The 18062-nt window shown below is 73.7% G+C and carries 16 protein-coding genes and 1 pseudogene; 7 read left to right on the top strand and 10 right to left on the bottom strand.

Going from position 1 to position 18062, the window contains the following annotated elements; translation table 11 throughout:
• Nucleotides 1–24: 24 nt before the first annotated feature.
• A complete protein-coding gene (locus ACFYXK_RS25015) occupies nucleotides 25–966 on the bottom strand; it encodes a beta-ketoacyl-ACP synthase III (protein WP_383510372.1) in 942 nt (313 codons plus the stop codon).
• A 218-nt stretch (nucleotides 967–1184) separates the two neighbouring features.
• Here ACFYXK_RS25015 and fdhD point away from each other — a divergent pair, with 218 nt between their 5' ends.
• Nucleotides 1185–2021: a formate dehydrogenase accessory sulfurtransferase FdhD gene (fdhD, locus tag ACFYXK_RS25010; RefSeq protein WP_389413108.1), complete on the top strand. Its 837-nt coding sequence runs from the start codon at nucleotides 1185–1187 to the stop codon at nucleotides 2019–2021.
• A 55-nt stretch (nucleotides 2022–2076) separates the two neighbouring features.
• On the opposite strand, the gene ACFYXK_RS25005 is transcribed toward fdhD, so the two are convergent.
• Entirely contained in the window at nucleotides 2077–2508 is a 432-nt protein-coding gene (locus ACFYXK_RS25005) for a (2Fe-2S) ferredoxin domain-containing protein (RefSeq protein ID WP_389413107.1), read from the bottom strand.
• 9 nt (nucleotides 2509–2517) lie between these two features.
• Nucleotides 2518–3570 carry a bile acid:sodium symporter family protein gene (locus ACFYXK_RS25000; protein ID WP_389413106.1) on the bottom strand — a complete coding sequence of 351 codons (1053 nt, stop codon included), beginning with the start codon at nucleotides 3568–3570 and terminating at the stop codon, nucleotides 2518–2520.
• Nucleotides 3571–3746: 176 nt separating this feature from the next.
• On the opposite strand from ACFYXK_RS25000, the gene ACFYXK_RS24995 reads away from it, so the two are divergent.
• Nucleotides 3747–4598 carry a LysR substrate-binding domain-containing protein gene (locus ACFYXK_RS24995; RefSeq protein WP_389413197.1) on the top strand — a complete coding sequence of 284 codons (852 nt, stop codon included), beginning with the start codon at nucleotides 3747–3749 and terminating at the stop codon, nucleotides 4596–4598.
• 396 nt (nucleotides 4599–4994) lie between these two features.
• On the opposite strand, the pseudogene ACFYXK_RS24990 reads toward ACFYXK_RS24995, so the two are convergent.
• Both ACFYXK_RS24990 and ACFYXK_RS24985 read right to left on the bottom strand, forming a co-directional pair.
• A pseudogene (locus tag ACFYXK_RS24990) lies at nucleotides 4995–5714 on the bottom strand (IclR family transcriptional regulator C-terminal domain-containing protein); the annotation flags it as partial.
• A gap of 794 nt (nucleotides 5715–6508) precedes the next feature.
• Nucleotides 6509–7030 (bottom strand): RNA polymerase sigma factor, encoded by a 522-nt coding sequence (locus tag ACFYXK_RS24985; RefSeq protein ID WP_389413105.1) that lies wholly within the window; start codon nucleotides 7028–7030, stop codon nucleotides 6509–6511.
• Nucleotides 7031–7550: 520 nt separating this feature from the next.
• On the opposite strand from ACFYXK_RS24985, the gene metG reads away from it, so the two are divergent.
• A complete protein-coding gene (gene metG, locus ACFYXK_RS24980; RefSeq protein ID WP_389413104.1) occupies nucleotides 7551–9266 on the top strand; it encodes a methionine--tRNA ligase in 1716 nt (571 codons plus the stop codon).
• Between the two features lie 156 nt (nucleotides 9267–9422).
• Nucleotides 9423–10601 (top strand): glycosyltransferase 87 family protein, encoded by a 1179-nt coding sequence (locus ACFYXK_RS24975; protein ID WP_389413103.1) that lies wholly within the window; start codon nucleotides 9423–9425, stop codon nucleotides 10599–10601.
• Nucleotides 10602–10653: 52 nt separating this feature from the next.
• On the opposite strand, the gene ACFYXK_RS24970 is transcribed toward ACFYXK_RS24975, so the two are convergent.
• Both ACFYXK_RS24970 and ACFYXK_RS24965 read right to left on the bottom strand, forming a co-directional pair.
• A complete protein-coding gene (locus tag ACFYXK_RS24970) occupies nucleotides 10654–11322 on the bottom strand; it encodes a response regulator (protein WP_389413102.1) in 669 nt (222 codons plus the stop codon).
• Nucleotides 11310–12614: a sensor histidine kinase gene (locus tag ACFYXK_RS24965; RefSeq protein ID WP_389413101.1), complete on the bottom strand. Its 1305-nt coding sequence runs from the start codon at nucleotides 12612–12614 to the stop codon at nucleotides 11310–11312. The genes ACFYXK_RS24970 and ACFYXK_RS24965 overlap by 13 nt, the downstream gene beginning before the upstream one ends.
• Before the next feature lie 216 nt (nucleotides 12615–12830).
• Here ACFYXK_RS24965 and ACFYXK_RS24960 point away from each other — a divergent pair, with 216 nt between their 5' ends.
• Both ACFYXK_RS24960 and ACFYXK_RS24955 read left to right on the top strand, forming a co-directional pair.
• Nucleotides 12831–13502: a hypothetical protein gene (locus tag ACFYXK_RS24960; RefSeq protein ID WP_389413100.1), complete on the top strand. Its 672-nt coding sequence runs from the start codon at nucleotides 12831–12833 to the stop codon at nucleotides 13500–13502.
• A 48-nt stretch (nucleotides 13503–13550) separates the two neighbouring features.
• Nucleotides 13551–14330 (top strand): hypothetical protein, encoded by a 780-nt coding sequence (locus tag ACFYXK_RS24955; RefSeq protein ID WP_389413099.1) that lies wholly within the window; start codon nucleotides 13551–13553, stop codon nucleotides 14328–14330.
• A 39-nt stretch (nucleotides 14331–14369) separates the two neighbouring features.
• Here the strand turns inward: ACFYXK_RS24955 and ACFYXK_RS24950 are convergent, their stop codons facing one another.
• From ACFYXK_RS24950 to ACFYXK_RS24940, 3 genes are all read right to left on the bottom strand, one after another.
• Nucleotides 14370–15557, bottom strand: coding sequence for an MAB_1171c family putative transporter (locus tag ACFYXK_RS24950; protein WP_389413098.1), 1188 nt, complete (start codon nucleotides 15555–15557; stop codon nucleotides 14370–14372).
• On the bottom strand, nucleotides 15554–16111 hold the full coding sequence (locus ACFYXK_RS24945) for a toxin-antitoxin system, toxin component (protein ID WP_389413097.1): 558 nt from the start codon (nucleotides 16109–16111) through the stop codon (nucleotides 15554–15556). Before ACFYXK_RS24945 ends, ACFYXK_RS24950 begins: the two co-directional genes overlap by 4 nt.
• Nucleotides 16112–16178: 67 nt before the next feature.
• On the bottom strand, nucleotides 16179–16844 hold the full coding sequence (locus ACFYXK_RS24940; RefSeq protein ID WP_389413096.1) for a helix-turn-helix domain-containing protein: 666 nt from the start codon (nucleotides 16842–16844) through the stop codon (nucleotides 16179–16181).
• A gap of 219 nt (nucleotides 16845–17063) precedes the next feature.
• Here ACFYXK_RS24940 and ACFYXK_RS24935 point away from each other — a divergent pair, with 219 nt between their 5' ends.
• Nucleotides 17064–18050 carry a helix-turn-helix domain-containing protein gene (locus tag ACFYXK_RS24935; RefSeq protein WP_389413095.1) on the top strand — a complete coding sequence of 329 codons (987 nt, stop codon included), beginning with the start codon at nucleotides 17064–17066 and terminating at the stop codon, nucleotides 18048–18050.
• The last annotated feature ends 12 nt before the right edge of the window (nucleotides 18051–18062 follow it).

The raw sequence follows: 18062 nt of genomic DNA, 5'->3' as shown, positions 1-18062 counted from the left end.
CGGCCCCGGCCGCCGCGGCGCCCGCTACGGGCAGCGGATGACCTGGCCCGCGTAGGAGAGGTTGCCGCCGAAGCCGAAGAGGAGGACCGGGGCGCCGGTGGGGATCTCACCGCGCTGGACCAGCTTCGAGAGGGCCATCGGGATGCTGGCGGCCGAGGTGTTGCCGGAGTCCACGACGTCGCGGGCGACGACCGCGTTGACCGCGCCGATCTTCGCGGCGAGCGGCTCGATGATCCGCAGGTTCGCCTGGTGCAGGACGACGGCGGCCAGCTCCTCGGGGGCGACCCCGGCCTTCTCGCACACCTTGCGGGCCAGCGGCGGGAGCTGGCTGGTGGTCCAGCGGTAGACGGACTGGCCCTCCTGGGCGAAGACCGGCGGCGAGCCCTCGATCCGCACGGCGTGGCCCATCTCCGGGACCGAACCCCACAGGACCGGGCCGATGCCGGGCTCCTCGCAGGCCTCGACCACGGCCGCGCCCGCGCCGTCGCCGGTCAGCACGCAGGTGGTGCGGTCCGTCCAGTCGGTGATCTCGGTCATCTTGTCGGCGCCGATGACCAGGGCGCGGGTGGCGGAGCCGGCCCGGATCGCGTGGTCGGCGGTGGCCAGGGCGTGCGTGAACCCCGAGCAGACGACGTTGAGGTCCATGACGGCCGGGCTGCCGCCCATGCCCAGCTTGGCGGCGACGCGGGCGGCCATGTTGGGCGAACGGTCGATCGCGGTGGAGGTGGCCACCAGGACGAGGTCGATGTCGTCGGGGGACAGGCCCGCTCCGGCGAGGGCCTTGCCCGCGGCCTGGAAGGCCAGCTCGTCCACCGGTTCGTCGGGGCCCGCCATGTGCCGGGTCTTGATGCCGACCCGGGAGCGGATCCACTCGTCGTTGGTGTCGACCATCGCCGCGAGGTCCTCGTTGGTGATCACTTTCGCGGGCTGGTAGTGCCCTAGCGCCACCACGCGTGAACCGGTCATGGGCGGGGTCCCCCCTCGTACGGAAGTCAGGATCACCCAGCTTGACCTGCTACTGGTGGGTACATGTGCACGTGACCCAACAGGATTACCTGCCCTGAATTTGGAGATTCCGGAGGATCTTCCTGCCGGGAGCACCCTGGAACGGCGATCCGGGAGAATGGGCTCGTCAGCTGCACGACGAGGTGCGCGACGAGGACAGAACGGGTGGGCTGATCACCATGGGACGGGTCACCGAGCGCCGTCGTGTCGTCCGGGTGCGGAACGGGGTGAGCGGGGTCCGCCCGGACACGCTGGTCGCCGAGGAGCCGCTGGAGATACGGCTGAACGGCAAACCGCTCGCCATCACGATGCGCACCCCCGGCGACGATTTCGCGCTGGCGGTGGGCTTCCTGGTGAGCGAGGGCGTGCTCGGCTCCGCGTCGGACGTCCGGGCCGTCACCTACTGCGAGGGGGCGACGGAGGACGGCTCCAACACCTACAACGTCGTGAACGTGCAGCTCGCGCCCGGGGTCCCGGTGCCGGACATCACGCTCGAACGGAACGTCTACACCACCTCCTCCTGCGGCCTGTGCGGAAAGGCCAGCCTCGACGCGGTGCGCACGGCGACCCGCTTCCCGCTGCGGCACAGCGCTGCCGAGGACACCGTACGGATTCCCGCCCGGCTCCTCGGCGAGCTGCCGGACCGGCTCCGCGCGGCGCAGAAGGTGTTCGACCGCACCGGCGGCCTGCACGCGGCCGGGCTGTTCTCCCCGCAGGGCGAGCTGCTGGACCTGCGGGAGGACGTCGGCCGGCACAACGCCGTCGACAAGATCGTCGGCCGGGCCTTCCAGGCCGGTCTCCTCCCGCTGGCGGGCGCGGTGCTGCTGGTGTCCGGCCGGGCCTCGTTCGAGCTCGCGCAGAAGGCGGTGATGGCGGGCATCCCGATCCTGGCCGCCGTCTCGGCTCCGTCCTCGCTCGCCGTGGACCTGGCCCTGGAGTCGGACCTGACGCTGGTGGGCTTCCTGCGCGGGCAGAACATGAACATCTACGCGGGCGAGGAACGGATCACCCTGTAGCGGATTCCCGGGCGCTTGCTCCCGCGGTCCGGCCTGCCGCCGTCCGGCCCTGCGGTCAGCGGCCCCGGCGGGTGCGGCGCTTGCCTTCCGGCCTGGGCTTGGGCTCGGGCGGGTCGATGCGGTGGAGGTCCAGGGTCGCCGGGACCGGGGTGACGCCCGGGCCGCCGGATTGCGCCCACGCGATGACCTCGTCGGTCGCGGTGTCGTCCAGGGCCCAGCCGAACCAGGCCGCGCGGGCTCCCCTGCGGCGGGCCTCGGTGGTGGGCTGGACCACGATGACGTTGGCCTGTGCGCACGGCCCGAGGCAGTCGCTCGTACGGACGGCCAGCCGGCCCCCCGACGCGGCGGCGGCCTCCCGCAGCCGGGCCAGCTGGCCGGCGTGGTCGGAGCCGGGGTTCTTGCGGGGGTCCCCGCAGCAGCAGCCGCGGCAGACCACGAGGGTGCAGGGGCGTTCGGCGTGGGCGGCGAGCGGGCGAATCCAGGTCACCGCCGCACGTTACCGGGCCTGCGGCGCAGGGTGTTGGGCCCGGGAGGAGACCTCCACCACATGTCCGGCGGGCAGTTCGCCGTCCGCTGCGGCCCCGGTGTCCCGGGCGCGGCGGCGCGCCAGCACCGCACACACCATCAGCTGCATCTGGTGGAACAGCATCAGCGGCAGCACCGCGAGGCTCGCCTGGGCCCCGAACAGCACGCTGGCCATGGGCAGTCCGGCCGCGAGGCTCTTCTTGGACCCGGCGAACTGGATGGCGATCCGGTCCGCCCGGCCGAACCCGAGCCGCTTCGCCCCGTACCAGCTGACCAGGAGCATGACGGCGAGCAGTACGGCCTCCACCATCATCAGCGCGGCCAGGCGCGCGGCGCTGACCTGGTGCCAGATCCCGGCGGCCATGCCCGCGCTGAAGGCGGCGTAGACGACGAGCAGGATCGAGCCGCGGTCGACGAGGCCGAGGACCTTCTTGTTGCGGACCAGGAAAGCGCCGACCCGGGGGCGCAGCACCTGGCCCAGCAGGAAGGGCAGCAGGAGCTGGAGGACGATCTTGACGAGGGAGTCGAGGGAGAACCCGCCCGCGCCGTTGCCGAGCAGGCCGGCGGCGAGGAGCGGGGTGAGGAAGATCCCGGCGAGGCTGGAGAAGGAGCCTGCGCAGATCGCCGCGGGGACGTTGCCGCGGGCGATCGAGGTGAAGGCGATCGAGGACTGGATGGTCGAGGGGACCAGGCACAGGAAGAGCAGTCCGCTGTGGAGCGGGGGAGTCAGGAGGGTGGGCACCAGGGCGCGGGCCGCCAGGCCGAGCAGCGGGAAGAGGACGAAGGTACAGGTCAGCACGGTCAGGTGGAGCCGCCAGTGGCGCAGGCCGTCGAGGGCCTCACGGGTGGACAGCCGGGCGCCGTAGAGGAAGAAGAGCAGGGCCACGGCGCCGGTGGCGGCGCCCTCGGCGACGGATGCGGCCGGCCCGCGGGCGGGCAGCAGCGCGGCGAGGGCGACGGTGCCGAGGAGGGCCAGGACGTACGGGTCCAGGGGCAGCCGTGAAGGTATCTGCGGGCGGCGCATGTACGGGGCTCTCTTGCTGTCGTGGCGGGGGCGGGGGCAGGGCCCGGCGAGCGGGGGCGTGTCGCGGGTGTGCCCCCTCATCGTGGCGCTCGGGCCGGTGATCGGGAAACCTGCACACCGCACTTACTGTCATTGCGATCCGTGATGACCGTGGCAGCATGGGAGCCATGCCGGCCATGTACGACCCCGTCCAGTTGCGCACGTTCCTCACGGTGGCCCAGACGCTCAGCTTCACCCAGGCCGCGGGGCGCCTCGGCGTGCGGCAGTCCACGGTCAGCCAGCACGTACGGCGGCTGGAGGAGGCGACGGCGCGGCAGCTCTTCCTCCGGGACACGCACAGCGTGGAGCTGACGGAGGACGGCGAGGCACTCCTGGGCTTCGCCCGGACGATCCTGGAGGCGCACGAGCGGGCGGCGGCCTACTTCACCGGGACGCGGCTGCGGGGGCGGCTGCGGTTCGGGGCCTCGGAGGACTTCGTGCTGACCCGGCTGCCGGAGATCCTCGAGGGCTTCCGGCACGAGCACCCCGAGGTGGACCTGGAGCTGTCGGTCGAGCTGTCCGGGACCCTGCACGAACGGCTGGACGCGAGGCGGCTCGACCTCGTCCTCGCGAAGCGGCGCGGCCCGGGGGACGAGCGGGGCCGGCTGGTGTGGCGGGACCGGATGGTGTGGATCGGCGCGGAGGGGCTGCGGGTGGACCCTGACCGGCCCGTGCCGCTGATCGTCTTCCCGCCGCCGGGGATCACCCGGGCCCGGGCGCTGGAGGTGCTGGAGCGGGACGGGCGGGGGTGGCGGATCGCGTGCACGAGCGGCAGCCTGAGCGGGCTGGTCGCGGCCGCCCGGGCGGGCCTGGGCGTGATGGCGCACACGAGGGGGCTGATCCCGCCGGGCCTGGTCCGGGTGCCGGGGCTGCCGGACCTGGGCTCGGTGGAGTTCGCGCTGCTGCGGGGCGAGCGGAGCTCGCAGGCGGCGGAGGCACTGGCGGCCGCGATCCTCTCGGGCGCCGACCGCCTCACCCGCCCCGCCTGACACCCCGCCGGGGCGGGACGGCCGCGGCGGGGCCGGAAGCAGGGCCGGTCAGTCGGTGCCCAGGACCAGGAGGCCCTCGGAACGGGGGAGGCTGCCGGGGGTGAGGGGGGCGAAGGTGAGGGGGAGGGCCAGGCGGGGTGGGCCGGATTCCGGGAGGGGATCGAAGAAGTACGCCGCCTCGGCCGCGGTGTCGCTGACCAGGTGGGGACCGGCCGGGGACGGCGCGGCGCGGGCCAGCGGGGTGCGGAAGAGACTGCGGAGGTGGCGCAGGGTCTCCGGAGTGACGTGCGACGGACGGGGCAGGGGGGTGCTCGCCGGGGTGCCGCCGCCCTCCGGGGCCCCGGCGGCAGCAGGGGCGGCCGGCGCGACCGGGGCGTCCGGGGGGATCGCGCCCGACAGGAGCAGTGCCAGGAGCACCGGGACGGCCTTGCGGCGCAGGGCCTCCGTGGCCTCGGGCAGCCGGTGGGCGCGGTTCGCGGGCAGCGACAGCGCGAGGCTCCCGGCGGCGTCGCCGGTCGCGATCGGCACCGCCGAGCACACCACGCCCGGGGAGTACTCGCGCAGGTCGAAGACCGGCGCGCCCGGCGCCAACGCGTCGAGGGCGGTGAACAGCACCCGGCTGTCGGTGATGGTCCGCGGGGTGAGCCGGGCCGGCCGGTACCGGGCGACGTGGTCACGGCGGCGCTCGTGGTCGAGCTGGGTCAGCAGGCACTTGCCGACCGCGCTGGCGTGCGCGGCGGCCTTGAAGTCCACCCACTCCCGGACCGGCGGAGCCCCCGGCCCGTCGGCCATCTGGGTGATCCTGACCTCCCCCTCGGCGTACCGGCTCAGGTACACCGCGGCGCCCGCGCTGTCCCGGGCCAGGGCCAGGGTGCGCTGGAGCTGGTCCGCCAGCCCGCTGCCGCCGGGGGCGGCGAGCCGGTCGAGGGCGGGCCCGCGCGCGTACACGCCCGCGCCCGGCCGGTACGCGTACTCCTCCTCGCACAGCATCGCCAGCACCGGCCACAGCTCGGCGTCGGCCAGACCGGCCTCCCGCCCCAGCTGGCCGGCCCGCACCCCCAGCGGATGCCTCTCGAGGACCCGTACGACGGCCAGCGCGCGCCGCGCCTGCGCCAGGGCCTCGCTCGTTCCGGCCCGGGTGCGGCCCTTGCGCGCCGCGGACGCCAGCGCGGGATGCCGCAGCGGCCCCGCGCCCGGCCGGGTCCGCTCCGGGGACTGCGCCACCACCGGGGGCGCCGGCCGGAACGCGTCGAGCGCCGAGGCCAGTCCGGGCCTCGGCAGCGGCACCGGGCCCAGATCGGGATCGTCGAGCTGGTCGACGTAGCGCAGGACCGTGGCCTGCGCGCACAGCCGCACCTCGCGCAGATCCCGCCGGCCGCTCGGCCGGAAGCCGCGCCGGCCCAGCTCGCGCGCCCAGATCCGCGCGTCGTGGTGCTCCCCGCGCCGGGAGTGGTCGAGGAAGAGGCAGTACGCGGCCGGCGCGGTCCGCGCCCGCCCGGAACCGGCGGCGAACTGCCACCAGAAGCGGGCCCCTTCGCGCAGCCCGGCCAGGTGCAGCAGGCAGCCGAAGACGACCGCCCCGGCCAGGTCGGTGTGCCCGCTCTCCACGAAGGCCGTCAGCTGGGCCTCGGCCTTCGGGGTGCACACGGCGGCCAGGCAGACGGCCTTCAGGTCGCGCCGGGCCCGTTCGGAGTCGAGCGGGCAGTCCCGCGCGGGGTCGCTCCACCCGTACGCCCGGCGCCGGGAGGGCGCCGCGGCGGCCTGCCCGCGGGCGGCGCACAGCAGCCGCGCCTCGGCCGCGCCCAGGTCGTAGTGCGGGTACCGGTCGCGGACCCCGGCCCGGGTCAGAAACTCGGCCAGGGAACGGCGGGTGGCGTCGCCGCCGCGCTCCTCCTTGCCCTCGCGCCGCCTCATGATTCGGCGGAGGTGTCGAGCAGGCGGGCGAGCCGCCGGTGGGCCTGGCCGAGCTGCGAGCGGACGGTGGCCTCGTCGACGCCCATCACGGAGGCGGCCTCGCCGGGGGTGCACTGGAGCCCGTAGCGCAGCAGCACGGCGTCGCGCTGCCGCTCGGCGAGCCGGGACACGGCGGAGTAGAAGCGGATGGTGTCGGTCAGCACCTCGTACTGGTCGGCGTGGGCCTCCTTGAGGGCGGCCTCGAAGGCGCTGATGTCCATCGGTTCGGGCCAGGTGCTGCGCCGCTGCTGCCGGTCGACCAGCCGCTGCTTGAGGATGGTCCAGGCGTAGGCGTCGAGCCGGTCCATGTGGAGCATGCGTAACCACTCGTTCATGATCGAGTCGAAGGTGGCGTCCACCGCGTCCTCGGCAGCCTTGTCGGAGCCCAGCTGCAGGTACGCGAAACGCATGTACGAGGGCCGCCGGTTGGCGTGGAAGGCCCAGTACGACAGGCGCGCCGTCGGGTCCCACTGACTCATGGGCGTCGGCCGCCGCCGTCGGCTGGGCAGTCCCACGGCCCCACCGGACTCCTCTGGTCCGCCATCGCTCACCGTTCCACCTCACCTCATCCCCTGTGCGCGGACAGCCTGGCAGTGCGGGCGCACCCGGGGGGCGCAGAAGAGAGACGTCGAGAGATTACGTTCGGTGATGACCGGCGGATGACCGACTTCGACCGGGCGCGGGCCCAGTCCGTGCGTACGCATATGCCGGGGCCAAGCCGGGCCGCCATGCACCGGCGTACGCCGTCTGACCGGCCGGGACGACCGCCGCGGCGGACCCGCCCGGCCGTACCCCGGACACCGGTCCGCGGTGATCCGGTCCGGCTGTAGCATGGGCCCACTGCGAGGGCCGTGACGGAGAGGTCACTTCCCTCGCTTTTGCGTTACGTCCACCCCGAAAAAATGCGGCACGTGGCCTTTCGGCGGTTCGATACGATGAACCGCATCACAATCCGTCACGGCACGTTGTCACCGCAGAGATGAAATGGAGCATCCGAGGATGGCTCGACACCTGATCACCAGCGCGCTTCCGTACATCAACGGGATCAAGCACCTGGGCAACATGGTCGGGTCGATGCTTCCGGCGGATGTGTACTCCCGGTACCTCCGCCAGCGCGGCCACGACGTCCTCTACATCTGCGCCACCGACGAGCACGGCACCCCCGCCGAACTCGCCGCCAAGGAGGCCGGCGTCTCGGTCGCCGAATTCTGCGCGCAGGCCCACGACGCCCAGAAGGCGGTCTACGACGGCTTCGAGCTGTCCTTCGACTACTTCGGCCGCAGCTCCTCCGCGCAGAACCGCGAGATCACCCAGCACTTCGCGCGCAAGCTGCAGGAGAACGGGTTCATCGAGGAGCGCGCGATCCGGCAGGTGTACTCGCCGGTCGACGGCCGCTTCCTGCCGGACCGCTACGTCGAGGGCACCTGCCCGCACTGCGGCTACGACAAGGCCCGCGGCGACCAGTGCGAGAACTGCACCCGCGTCCTGGACCCCACGGACCTGATCGAGCCCCGCTCGGCCATCTCCGGCTCCACCGAGCTGGAGGTCCGCGAGACCAAGCACCTCTTCCTCCTGCAGTCCAAGCTCCAGCACGAGGTCGAGGCCTGGGTCGCAGAGCACGAGGCGGAGTGGCCGCAGCTCGCCTCCTCCATCGCCCGCAAGTGGCTGACCGAGGGCCTGCACGACCGCGCCATCACCCGCGACCTCGACTGGGGTGTTCCGGTCCCGGCCGACACCTGGCCCGAGCTCGCCGCCGAGGGCAAGGTCTTCTACGTCTGGTTCGACGCCCCGATCGAGTACATCGGGTCCACCAAGGAGTGGTCGGACCTGGACCCGGCGAACCGCGACTACAAGTCGTGGTGGTACGAGGCCGAGGACGTCCGCTACACCCAGTTCATGGCCAAGGACAACGTCCCGTTCCACACGGTGATGTTCCCCGCCACCGAACTGGCCACCCGCGAGCCGTGGAAGAAGGTCGACTACGTCAAGGCCTTCAACTGGCTGACGTACTACGGCGGCAAGTTCTCCACCTCGCAGAAGCGCGGCGTCTTCACCGACCAGGCGCTGGAGATCCTCCCGGCCGACTTCTGGCGCTACTTCCTCATCGCCAATGCGCCCGAGTCCGACGACTCGTCGTTCACCTGGGAGCACTTCGCCGCCACCGTCAACAAGGACCTCGGCGGCACGCTCGGCAACTTCGTCAACCGCGTGCTGACCTTCTCCCGCAAGAAGTTCGGCGACGAGGTCCCGGCGGGCAGCCCGGCCGGCGAGGCCGAGGCCAAGCTGGGCGAGCAGATCGCCGAGCTGCTCGCCGAGTACGAGGGCCACATGGAGTCCCTCCAGTACCGCAAGGCCGCGGCCGCGCTGCGCGCCCTGTGGTCGGCCGGCAACGCCTACCTCGACGAGAAGGCCCCCTGGCTGGAGGTCAAGACCGACCTGGAGGGCGCGGCGCTCACGCTGCGCACCGCGATGAACCTGATCCACCTCTACTCGGTGGTCTCGGAGCCGTTCATCCCGGCCTCGGCGCGCGCCATGCGCTCCTCGTTCGCGCTCGCCGACGACACGGCCACGTGGGTCACCCCGGAGCAGGCCAGGTCCCTGGACGCGGTCCCGGCGGGCACGCCGTTCACCGTGCCGCCGGTGCTCTTCGCGCGGGTCACCGAGGAGGACCTGGAGTCCTACCGCGAGCGCTTCGGCGGTACCGAGGCCGGCTGACATCCGTCCGAGCCAAGGGGCGCGGCCTTTCGGGGCCGCGCCCCTTCGCCGTACCCCCTTCCCCCGCGCGGGCGCGGCGGGGTAGGGAAAACCCGACCCCGAAGTGTCCACCTGGGTGGGCAGACCCGGCCGGGGGCGGACGGCTGGAATGGGCCCATGACCCCTTTCCGTACGGTCCGCACCGACCTTCAGGTGACCGGCTGGCTCGTGGCGGCCGCCTGGGCGCTGTCCTTCCCGCTCTTCTCCTCACTGGGGCCGCACCGGCTGTGGGGCGGGTGCGCGGCGGCCGGCTACCTGTGCGCCGCGGCGCTCACCGCCCGGTGGCCGCGGGCCGCCGTGGCGGCCGCCCTCGTGGGAGCCGTCGCGGTCCCGCTGTTGTGGCTGGTGCTGACCGGCCGGGGGCAGTCCGAGGTGATGGTCGTCGAACGCTCCGGACGGCTGCTGCTGGAGACCGGGCGGATGTACGTGGATCAGCCCGCGGGAGTGGACGAGTACACCCCGTACCTGCCGGCCATGGCGGCCCTCGGCATCCCGCACACGGTGCTGGGACGGCTGGGCGACGCCCGGCTCTGGTGCGCGGCGGTCCTGTTCGGCGGGTTGTGGGCGGGGCGCCGCCTGCTCGGCGGGGCGCGGTCGCCCCTGGTGCCCGTGCTGGTGGCCTCGCCGGTGGTGGCACTGCCGCTGGCGGTGAGCGGCGTGGACCTGCCGCTGGCCGGGATGTGCTGCCTGGCGCTGGCGGCGGCCGCGGCGGGGCGGCCGGTCCTGGCGGGGGCGGCCCTCGCCGCGGCGTGCGCGCTGAAGTGGACGGCGCTGCCCGCGGTGGCGGTGGCGGTGGCCCTGCTCGCGGCCTGCCGGGGCGGTCGGGCGGCGGTGCGCTGCGCTGCGGTGGCGGTCCTCGGCACGGCAGCGCTGGTGCTGCCGAGCGCGCTGCTCCAGCCGGCGGAGACGGTGCGGCAGGTGTTCGCCTTCCCGACCGGGCGCGCGGAGGTTCCCACCCCGGCGAGCAGCCCGCTGCCGGGACATCTGCTGGCCGAACTGGGCACCTGGGGGTGGTGGCTGACGGTGGCTCTGCTCGCGGTGGGCGGCCTGGCCGTCGCGGTCTCACTGGCGGTGCGGCCGCCCCGCACGCTCGTGGCGGCGGCCGACCGGCTCGCGGCCGGCCTCACGCTGGCCTTCCTGCTGGCCCCGGCCGGGCGCTTCGGCTACCTGGCGCTCCCGGTGCTGCTGGTGGCGTGGGGGCGGTCGGTCACCGCCCCCGGGTACTCCCGCGTCGTGGCCGGCTCCGCGGGTCAGTACGTCAGGGGCGGGGCGGCGACGAATTCCGCGCACGCGTAGTCCCTTCCGTCGGGAAGGATCTGCAACCCGGCCCGGTGGAGGTGCCCGGAGGTCAGCCCTCCGCGCCGCGCAGGTGGGCCAGTACCGCCAGGACACGGCGGTTGCCCTCGGTCGGGTCGAGGTCCAGCTTCATGAAGATGCTGCTCGCGTGTTTGACGACGGCCGCCTCGGTGACGAACAGGCGGGCCGCCAGGGCCTGGTTGTTGAGGCCCTCGGCCATCAGGGCGAGCACCTCGCGTTCGCGCGGGGTGAGCCGGGCGAGCGGCCGGTCCGCCGCCTGCCGGCCCAGCAGGACGCGGACCACCTCGGGGTCGATGACCATCTGGCCCCCCGCGACCCGTTCGAGGGCGTCGAGGAACTCGGCCACCTCGCCGACGCGGTCCTTGAGCAGATAGCCCAGCCCGGCCGGGCCGCCGGCCGCCGTGCCGGCGGTGAACAGCTGGGCGGCGTACGCCGTGGCGACGTACTGGGAGAGCACGAGCACGGGCAACGAAGCGTCCCGCGAACGCAGTTCGAGGGCGGCGCGCAGGCCCTCGTCGCGGAATCCGGGCGGCATCCGGACGTCGGTGACGACGGCGTCGGGCCGTTCGGCCTCCACCGCCCGGATCAGTTCCTCGGCGTCGCCGACGGCGGCGAGGACGCGGTGGCCGCTGCGGGTGAGCAGTTCCGTCAGCCCGGCGCGCAACAGGACGGAGTCCTCCGCGAGGATCAGCCGGAGCACGGCACCTCCACCCGGAGTTCGGTCGGACCGCCCACCGGACTGGACACCACCAGCCTGCCCTGCAACATCGCCACCCTGTCCGCGAGACCCGCCAGGCCCGCTCCCGCACCGGGATCCGCCCCGCCGCGGCCGTCGTCGGTGACGGAGAGAGTCAGCCGGCCCCCGTCGACCTTACCGGCGATCCCGATGTGCGAGGCGCCGCTGTGCTTCGCCGCGTTGGCCAGGGCCTCCGTGACGGTGAAGTACGCCGTGATCTCCACCGGTTCGGGCAGCCGGGGCACGTCCAGGTCCACGGTCACCGGCACGGGATGGCGCAGCGCGACCTCCGCGACGGCCGCCGCGAGCCCGTGGTCGGTGAGCACCTGCGGGTGGATCCCCCGTACGAGGTCCCGCAGTTGCTCCAGGGCCAGCCGCGCCTCGCCGCGGCCCCGGGCCACCAGCTCGGCCGCGTCGGCGGCCTGCGGCACCCTGCGCAGCTCCAGTTCGGCGAGACCGAGGGTCATGCTGAGGGCGACCAGCTGCTGCTGGGCGCCGTCGTGCAGATCCCGCTCGATCCGCCGCCGTTCGGCCTCGAAGGCGTCCACGAGGCGGACCCGGGACCGGGTCAGCTCCAGCACCCGGGCGTCCTCCTCGCGTGCTCCGAGCAGCAGCCGCGCGGTCTTCACCTGGGCTCCCGCGAGGAGCCCTCCCGCGTACGCGGCCACGACGAGCCCGGCCAGCCCGACGCCGGTACCGCCCAGGGCTTCCAGGGGGCCGGAGACCGGCCTGCCGGGGATCAGCATCACGGTCTCGGGGGCAAGGGCCCACACGACGACCGGGCTCGCCACGAGCATCAGCGAGAAGGCGAACAGCGTGACGACCCCGAAGCCGGCCGCGGCGAACACCGGCCCGAGCAGGGCCGCATACCCGAGCTCCCGCCAGGTGGCGCGCTCGCGCAGCCGGGTCCGCAGCCAGGCGGCGGCGCCGGCCCCGGCGAGCGAGACGTGGGGTTCCGGCACGGGGACGGGCTCCACCCACCGCAGCCGCCACCGCTCGAACCGCCCGAGCGGCACCGCGGCGGCCACGGCGGCGAGCAGCAGGAGCAGCCCGATCCCGGCGACGGCCAGCAGCACCCCCAGCCCGACGAACAGCACCAGCGCGAGCAGGACCCCGTACCCGAGGGGGATCCCGCCGCCGAGGTACCCCCAGCACCGCCACGGCCACCAGGAGCCGAGGAAGCGGACCGGCCGCTTCAGTGCCCCCCAGACGGCGACCGGCTCCTCGGGGACGGCAGATCCGAACACGCGCGACATGCGGCCAGCCTAGGTCGTGTCGTCGAAGTCCCTTCCGGTCGGCGGGGTCTGGCACGCACGCTCGGTCCGGCGCTCTCCGTCGGCCGGCAGGCCCGCCGAACGCCCTCGGCGGCCGGACGTCACCCGTGCGTCGGCGATCTTGACGCGTCTGCGGCGTGTCGAAGCGCCGTCGTGATCGTTTCTTCAGCCGAGACCCTCACAACGGGAGGACGCGCGGTGACCGCTTGGCAGTACTTCGCCGGAGCAGGCCTGGTGGCGGCCCTCTGCCCGCTGCAGGGCCAGGTGGCGGTCGCCGACGACGGCACCGGCATCGCCCAGGGCCACGGCGCCGGCGTCGGCATCGGCCAGCCCGACGGCGCAGACGCAGGCGCAGGCGCCGGCACCGGCTCCCGCACCGACACCGGCACCCGCCACGGGGTTCCGCGCGACGCCTGTGTTCCGGCCGGGCAGCCGCGGCCGCCCGCCGCTGCGCCCCCGGCCGTCCTGCCCCCCGCGGTCCGGCCCCCGGTACGCGCCGTCCTGCCCGGCGCCCAGCGGCCGACCGTGCACCACCCCGGGCGGGGCCCCGCGCCGGCGGTCGCCGCGCCCGAGCCGCCGGAGCCGCCCCGGCCGACGGCGAAGGCGAGGGCCGCGGAGCCGGAGCCCGCGCCACCCGCGCCGGCTGCCGAGGCGGTGGAGGAGCCGGCGCCGGCCGAAGCTGCGGCCCCGCCCCGGCCCGCAGCCGTGGCCGCGCCCGTGAGCGCCTTCCACGTGCGTCCGTACCACTCGATCGCCCTGGAGCGGCGCGGCCCGGGCGGCATGTCCACCGTGATGCTCATGGTCGTCGTCACCACCCCGGCCGTGCTCGCCGCCGCCGCGCTGCGGCCGCGTTCCAAGAGCCGCGGCTGAGCCCCGTCCCCTGCACCGACCCACCGATCCACCAACGGGAGAACCCTCGTGTCCGAATGGCTGGTCCTGGCCTTCGCCATGGCGCTCGTCTGCGCCCTCGTCCTCGCCTGCACCGCGCTCCGGCACCGCCGGGTCGCGGAGGACGAGGACACCAGCGAAACCCCCGACGTCATCGAGTACATGACGATGATGGTGGGCGTGGTCTACGCGATCGTGCTCGGCCTGGCCATCGCCGGCGTCTGGGAGGCGCGCGGCGCCGCCGAGGACAGCGTGCGCCGTGAGGCCCAGTCGCTGTACGAGGTCACCCAGCGCGCCGACGTCTACCCGGCCCCCGTCCGCGACCGGATCCGCGGCGAGGTGGACGCGTACGTCTCCCACACCGTCGCCGTCGACTGGCCGCGGCTGACCTCGGGCGAGGGCGCGTCCCCGCAGGGCGCCGAGCTGCTCGGCAAGCTGCGCAGCGACGTCACCCACCAGAGCCCGACGAGCGAGCTGCAGGCGCAGGCCTACCAGCCGCTGCTGGACCACATCGCGGCCGCCGACGACGCCCGCCACTCCCGCGTGCAGGCCGACGAGTCGACCCTGCCGGGCGTGGTGTGGTTCGGGCTGCTGGTCGGCGGGGTGGTCACGGTGGGGTTGATCTTCACCCTGCAGATCCGCCGTTCCGGGCGGGAGCTGCTGCTGGCCGGGCTGTTCAGCGCGCTGATCGTGTTCCTGCTGTTCATGGTGTGGAGCTTCGACGCACCCTACGGCCGGGAGGGAATCGATTCCGCGGGCCCGTTCCAGGACCTGTTCCCGAAGGTGGCGCTGGCCGCGGCCGAGCGCTGACGCCCCGAGGCCGCCGGCGCGGGGCGCGGGCGGGCCGGCTCAGGCCGGCCCGCTCCCCGTCAGCGCGACCTGCCGCCGGACGGCCGCCACCACCGGCGAATGCCGCAGCGCGTGGGAGATCCGTACGAGGTCGCGCGCGCTGCCGAGGGTGTCGAGGACGCTCTCCTCGCTGGCCCCGATGACCGCGCCCTCCGGGTCCGCCGAGCGGGCCTGGACCGCGGCCGCGACCATCGCGGCGTCGGCGACCGCGCGCGCCGTCTCCTCCCCGGCCCCGTCCGCGAGGGCCCGCGCGTACGCGTCCTCGCGGCGCCCCAGGTCGAAGTACGGGCCGAGGTGCAGGAATCCGTCGTGGATGTCCGACTCGCGCTGGATCACCCGCAGTTCGGCCGGGGCCCACCAGGACATCTGCACGCAGGGCGTGCCGCTGGGGGCCCCGATCTGCACCTCGTGCCAGAGCGCGCCGAGCCGGCGGTACGTCGTCCAGGTCTGCCAGCTGTCGGACAGCCGCTGGCACAGCAGGGGCAGTACGAAGCCGATCGCGCTGATCAGCGCGCCGACGGAGGCCAGCGGCGGGGCGATGAAGGTGCTCAGGCCGTCGAGGTCGTGGCCGGCCCAGCGGGCGACGACCGCGGAGATCTTGGTGGCGTCGTAGCTGAGGTTGAAGACGTAGCCCGAGACGATGATCATCAGGCCGATCCGCAGCCAGCCGTGCACCTGGAGGGACCAGCGCCAGCACATGGCCACCATCACGACGGCCGCCACCAGGTGCGCCGTCAGGTACAGGGCGATCATCTGCTGGATGTAAGGGGTGTTGGCGTAGTACGTGTCGAAGTCGCGCAGCCGCTCCACCGGGGTCTCGCCGAGCAGGAAGAGCACCACCAGCACCACGACGACCGCGGCGTAGCCGAGGATCCAGCGGCGCGAGATGCGCCGGGTCTCTTCGGGCGGGCCGCCGCGCCAGTTCACGATCAGTACCAGGCAGGCGGCGCTGAACAGGGTGATCAGGCAGTAGACGAGCGGTGCGGAGAAGTTGGTGACGCCGGTCCAGCGGTTGACGGCCTCGATGGTGGGCGGAGCGGCGAAGGTGAACACCGATCCGGCCAGGATCAGCAGGGCGCAGACCGACCGCAGGAGCGGGTCGCGCCAGTTGTGCCGCAGCGCCGGCAGCTTGAAGGCGAGTGAGACCGCCAGGGCGGCTGCGGGTATGTAGTAATCCTGGCCGTTCAACGGTCGTTCCTGTGCCCCCGGTATCCGAGCGAGGCCTCGATGCGGCCCGCCAACTGGTCGCGCTGTGCGGGCGCCCGGTGGCCGCCGGAACCGGCGAGCCAGGTCCGGCAGCGGCTGCCCAGCAGTAAACCGAACGTCTCCGCCTCGGTCTCCTCCGAGACGTCGGCGCGCGTGCGCGCGGCGACGCGCCGGACGGTCTCCCCGAGATCGGCCTCGTCGCTCAGCAGCCGGGCGGCGACGGCGGCTCCGTCGACGTGGTGGCTGCAGTGGCCGGCCTTCATGTGCCACAGCTCGTGGCCCAGGATGACCAGCTGGTGGTCCGGTGCGGTGCGTTCCTCGATGACCACCAGATCGCGGTCCGCCATGTCGAGCCACAGGCCGCTGGCCGTTCCCGGCGGGAACGAGGCCATCCGGAAGTCCACCCGGCGGCCGCGGTGCCTGCTCATGCCCTCGCAGAGGGCGGCGTAGAGGTCCACGGGTTCCACGGGCGCGGTCAGCCGGAGCCCGGCCACCAGTTCGCTGCACAACCGGCGCTGCTCTCTGCCTATGCTCACCGTTCTCCCCGTCGGCGCGGATCCGGATCAGGACTCAAGGATCAGACCCAGACTCTCGACTGGGTCATCATTCATTCGGTTTGACGCTCTCGAGGAGCATGTCCAGCCATTCGGTCACCTTGTCCCGGTGCTTGTCGCTGGGCAGTTGGGCGGCGCGCCAGGCGATGCCCCGGACACCGTGGTTCTGGAGGAGTCTTGCCAGCGGATCGCCGGTCGAAGCCGCCGGGGCGGGTACGGTTTCGCGCGTGCGGCCCGCGTAGTCCTGGAGCAGCTGCTGCTCGGTCCGCTGGAGCGCGTCGGTGAGGGCGTCGGTGTCGTGCGCGGTGAGGAACCCGGCGTGGACGCCGAAGAAGCGCTGGATCGCGTCGCAGTGCTCCATGGTGGGCCTGCGGTCGCCGTTGATCAGGGCGCCCGCCTGCTGGCGGGACATCCCGGCGCCGTCCGCGATCTCCTGCTGCGTGTAGCGGCGGCCGTTGGCCTTGAGCCGGGTGCGCCGGAGCAGGTCGAGGCGCTGGAGGAAGCGGGTCTGCAGGCAGGGCTCGCCGGCGGGCCCGCCGTCCAGCAGGGTCCTGACCACGTCGGCGGGGACGCCGGAGGCCTCGGAGAGGCGGCGCAGGTCGAAGACCTTGTTCAGGTCACGGCCCATCTTGCCCGCGAGTTCGGCGACGCGCGTGACGGTGGCTGCCAGGGGCGCGTTGGCCACCACGACGGGAGCCGGGAAGCCGTCTGTCACCAGTGGTTCTCCTAGATCGCGGCGGGGTCGGTACGGGCACATGGTCGGCTTTTGGAATCTAGCCGAGGAGCCGCCGCGGGGCCAGAACTTGCCACAGCTGTGGCGGGAATGAGCTGTCAAGAGGCTGGAATTGCCACGATAGTTGACACTCGAATGAAGTCGGTAGCAGGATCGCCACAGGCAATTGAAGATCCAGACCGTGAAGAGGGGGAGCTCTCGGTGCCACATCTCGCAGCGGTGGGCCCGTCCGATGGCCTCGCCCGAGCCGGTGAGGAGCGCCTGGCGGGCGAGGAGTCCGTACGCGGCGCAGTGCGGTCGGAGCGACGCAAGGAGATTTTGCGCCAGCGGCGCGAGGAGCTCGGCCTGAGCCAGGAAGACCTCGCCGCCCGGCTCCGTATCAGCGTCCGCGCCTACGGGAACTGGGAGCGCGGCCTGGTCAAGGAGTGGACGGACCGCAAACTGCTCGCCCTGGCCGAGGCCTTGGAGATGAGCGAGCGGCAGTGCTTCTGGCTCTTCCGGGTCATGGTCGACCGGGACCCGCCGCCGACCTGGCGGGCGGCCGAGGAGAACCGGCTGCCCCAGGACCCCGCCCAGCGCGACTACCTGTGCGACTACGCGGCCCTCATGGAGGCCGTGCCCTACCCGAGCTTCCTGGTGGACCACCGCTGGGACGTGGCGCTCACCAACTCGGCGTTCGACAAGCTCTTCCAGTCGGTGCGCCCCCACCCGACCGCCCTGCCGGACGACAACTTCCTGCGCTTCGTGCTGTTCCACCCGGACGCCGCGGCCGTGCTCGAGGACCACGAACCGGCCTGGTGCGTCCCGCTGCTGGCCCAGTTCGCGAACGCGCTCGCCGCCGCCCCGGAGGACGAGGGCCTGACCAGCATCCGCCAGGAGGTGGCCCGCGACCCGTTCATGGAAGCGGCCTACCGCTACGGGGTGCCGCACTGGCTGAGCACCCACGGGGCCGACGCCGCCGAGCGCGACGGGGCCGTGCGGACCGTCCGCCACTGGGACCCGCGCTGGGGGCTCGTACGCTGCCGCCTGGTGGCCGAATCCAGCCGGATGCTCGACGGGATGGGCCTCACCCGGATCACCATGGTCCTGTCGACGCCGCAGGGCGCGGCGACCGGTCCGGTCCCGGGCGCCGCCGCCCCGCTCCACCAGGGGCCCCGGCTGCGCGCCGTCCCGTCGCTGGAGGACTGAAGCGGCCGAGCC

The organism is Streptomyces sp. NPDC002209, assembly GCF_042890265.1.
GTDB lineage: Bacteria > Actinomycetota > Actinomycetes > Streptomycetales > Streptomycetaceae > Streptomyces.
Note: the sequence above shows the minus strand (reverse complement) of the source record. Positions and strands in the feature narration are given on the sequence as shown.